Annotated in this window: 3 protein-coding genes; all 3 read right to left on the bottom strand. The window is 69.9% G+C overall.

The window, feature by feature from the left end:
• Positions 1–27: 27 nt before the first annotated feature.
• Positions 28–843, bottom strand: a complete 816-nt coding sequence (locus MJ783_RS21410; protein ID WP_239313227.1) for an ABC transporter ATP-binding protein — start codon at positions 841–843, stop codon at positions 28–30.
• The gene (locus tag MJ783_RS21415) at positions 825–1676 is read right to left on the bottom strand and encodes an ABC transporter permease (protein ID WP_239313239.1); all 852 of its coding nucleotides are present in this window, start codon (positions 1674–1676) and stop codon (positions 825–827) included. Before MJ783_RS21415 ends, MJ783_RS21410 begins: the two co-directional genes overlap by 19 nt.
• Positions 1676–2618: ABC transporter substrate-binding protein (locus MJ783_RS21420; RefSeq protein ID WP_239313230.1), on the bottom strand; the 943-nt coding region annotated here is incomplete at its 5' end. The genes MJ783_RS21415 and MJ783_RS21420, both read right to left, overlap by 1 nt.

Genomic DNA, 2618 nt, shown 5'->3' on the forward strand with positions numbered 1-2618 from the left:
GGCTGGTCGTCTCAGTTGCTGGTCGTCTCAGTTGCTGGTGGTGTCCGTGACGCCGAGGCTGGCCAGCAGCCGCCGGCGGAGTGCGACGAGCGCCGGGTCGGCCTTGTCGCGGGGTGCGGGGACGGCGACCGGGGTGTTGAGGACGAACCTCCCGTCCGCCATGACGAGGACGCGATCGGCGAGCTGGATCGCCTCCTCGACGTCGTGGGTCACCAGCAGCACCGCCGGGTTGTGCCGCTGCCACAGCCCGCGCAGCAGCGCGTGCATGCGGATTCGGGTCAGGGCGTCGAGGGCGCCGAATGGCTCGTCGAGCAGCAGCAGCCCCGGTTCACGGACCAGAGCCCGGGCCAGCGCCACCCGTTGGGCCTCGCCGCCGGAGAGGGTCTTGGGCCAGGCCCGGGTGTGGCCGGCCAGACCCACCTCCTCCAGCGCCGCCAGGCCGCGGGTGCGGGCGTCGTCGGTCCCCAGCCCGAGGATGACGTTGTCCAACACCCGGGCCCACGGCACCAGACGGGCGTCCTGGAACACGACCGATCGGGCCCGGGGGACCCGGATCTCGCCGTGGACCTGCCGGTCGAGACCGGCCAGCGCCCGCAGCAACGTGCTCTTGCCGGTCCCGCTGCGACCGAGCACGGCGACGAACTCCCCGGCACGCAGCCGCAGGTCGGCGCCGTCGATGACGGCCCGGCCGCCGAAGCGCCGGGTCAGAGCGGTGACCTCGACCACGGTCGGCGCCTCGCCGCCGGCCGGGACCGCCTCGCTGGCCAGATCCACCGGCGTCAACGGATCGACGACCGCTTCCGCGATGGGGTGCACCGCTCGGGTCACCTGCTCGGTTGCCATGTCAGCGCCACGCGTTCGATTCCACGTACCAACAGGTCGGAGACGAGCCCGAGGACGGCATAGGTGGCCAGGCCGACCAGGATCACGTCGGTCTGGTAGAAGGCCTGCGCCTGGACGATGAGATACCCGATTCCCTCACGGGCGTTGATCTGCTCGGCGAAGACCAGCAGTAACCAGGAGACACCGAAGGCCAGCCGCAGACCGACGAGGAAACCGGGCAGCGCGCCCGGTATCACGAGCCGGCGGATCATCGCGAGGCGACCCAGGCCGATCACCCTGCCCAGCTCCAGCATTCTCGGGTCGATGCCGCGGACCGCGTGGTAGGTGTTGATGTAGGTCGGGAAGACGACACCGAAAACGATCAGCGAGATCTTCGCCGTCTCACCGAGGCCGAACCAGACGATGATGAGCGGCTGCAGGCCGATGATCGGTATGAAGCGCAGCATCTGCATCGAGGTGTCCACGACGTCGTCGCCAAGCCGGGTCAGCCCGGCGGCCAACGCCAGCACGACGCCGATGGGAAGCCCGACAGCCAGGCCGATCAGCACGCGGTGCAGCGAGACCCAGATCGCGGACGGCAGGGAACCGTCCGCGATCCTGTCCCAGGCCGATCCCCACACCGCCGACGGGCCGGAGAGGGTCTCATCGGTGGTGACGCCGGTGCTGTAGAGGATCTGCCACAGGGCCACGAGCAGCACGACCCCGAGCAGCCGCTCGGCCCGTCGGAGCCGGCCCAGCCATGCCAGCGCGGCCCGCGGCCCGTGCCGGTCCGTCACCTGGGCCGCCTCGGCGCCCAGAGTGGGCAGCGAGACGATCTCGGATGTCGTGACCATCACGACGAACTGCCTCGCGTCGGCGCGGCGCTGCTCCGCACGGCGCTGCCCTGGGCGGCGAGCACGGTCGCGTTGTACAGCGAGGTGAACTCGGCGGCGGTGTCCACCTTCGACGGGATCTCACCGGCCTGCGCGAAGAGGTCCGCGAGGTTCTGCTGTGCGGGGAGCAGGTCACCGGGAAGCGCGAAGAAGGCGCTCGGGCCGGCCGCTGCCAGGAGCCGCTCCCCGAGCGCCTGCGGCAGCTTGTACTGGTCCACGTACGTCGCCTTGGAGACCTCGGGGACGTGGGAGTTCTCCCAGTTGACGGCCTTCACGAACCGTGCGACGTAGTCACCGATCGCCGCCGCTTTGGCTGGGTCCTTCAACGCGCTCTCGGAGGCGATGAGAAAGTTCGTCCGGAGCGCCAGGTTGTTGCCCGGGACCGGAATCTGCGGCGCCGTGGGGTTCTTGGCCAGGTAGGCGGAGTCCAACGGCTGTGACGTGATGACCGAGTCCACCTCCCCCGCCTGCAGCGCCTGCACGAGCTGCGTCGCCGCGAGGTCGACCGGCTTGACGTCCTTCAGACTCAGGCCCGCGCTCTGCAGCCCGAGCAACAGAACGGACTCCAGGCTCGTGCCCTTCTGGTATCCGACGGACTTTCCTTTCAGGTCCGCCCACGTCGTGATGTGTCGGCCCGGGGCGGCGAGAAGAAGCTGCGACCCGTTCGTCGTGGCATAGGCCGCGATGCCGACCACCTTCTGCCGGGCGGCCTGGGCGAAGATCAGCGGTGCGTCGGCGATCCAGCCGACGTCGAGCTTCCCGGCCTGGAACGCCTGAAGCATCGGCGGCCCGCCCACGAAGTTGGAGTAGGTCACCGAGTAGGGCAGGTTCTTGTCCTGCCCGGCGAGCCTGAGTGGCGTCTCCAGCACGGTGAGCTGATCGGCGACCCGCAGTGAGGTGCCC

This window comes from Protofrankia sp. Cj3, assembly GCF_917627355.1.
Taxonomy (GTDB): domain Bacteria; phylum Actinomycetota; class Actinomycetes; order Frankiales; family Frankiaceae; genus Protofrankia.

What these genes read in the sequence shown, in the direction of transcription:
- MJ783_RS21415 (WP_239313239.1), bottom strand. Translation starts at nt 1,676, where the DNA reads ATGGTCACGACATCCGAGATCGTCTCGCTGCCCACTCTGGGCGCCGAG.
- MJ783_RS21410 (WP_239313227.1), bottom strand. Translation starts at nt 843, where the DNA reads ATGGCAACCGAGCAGGTGACCCGAGCGGTGCACCCCATCGCGGAAGCG.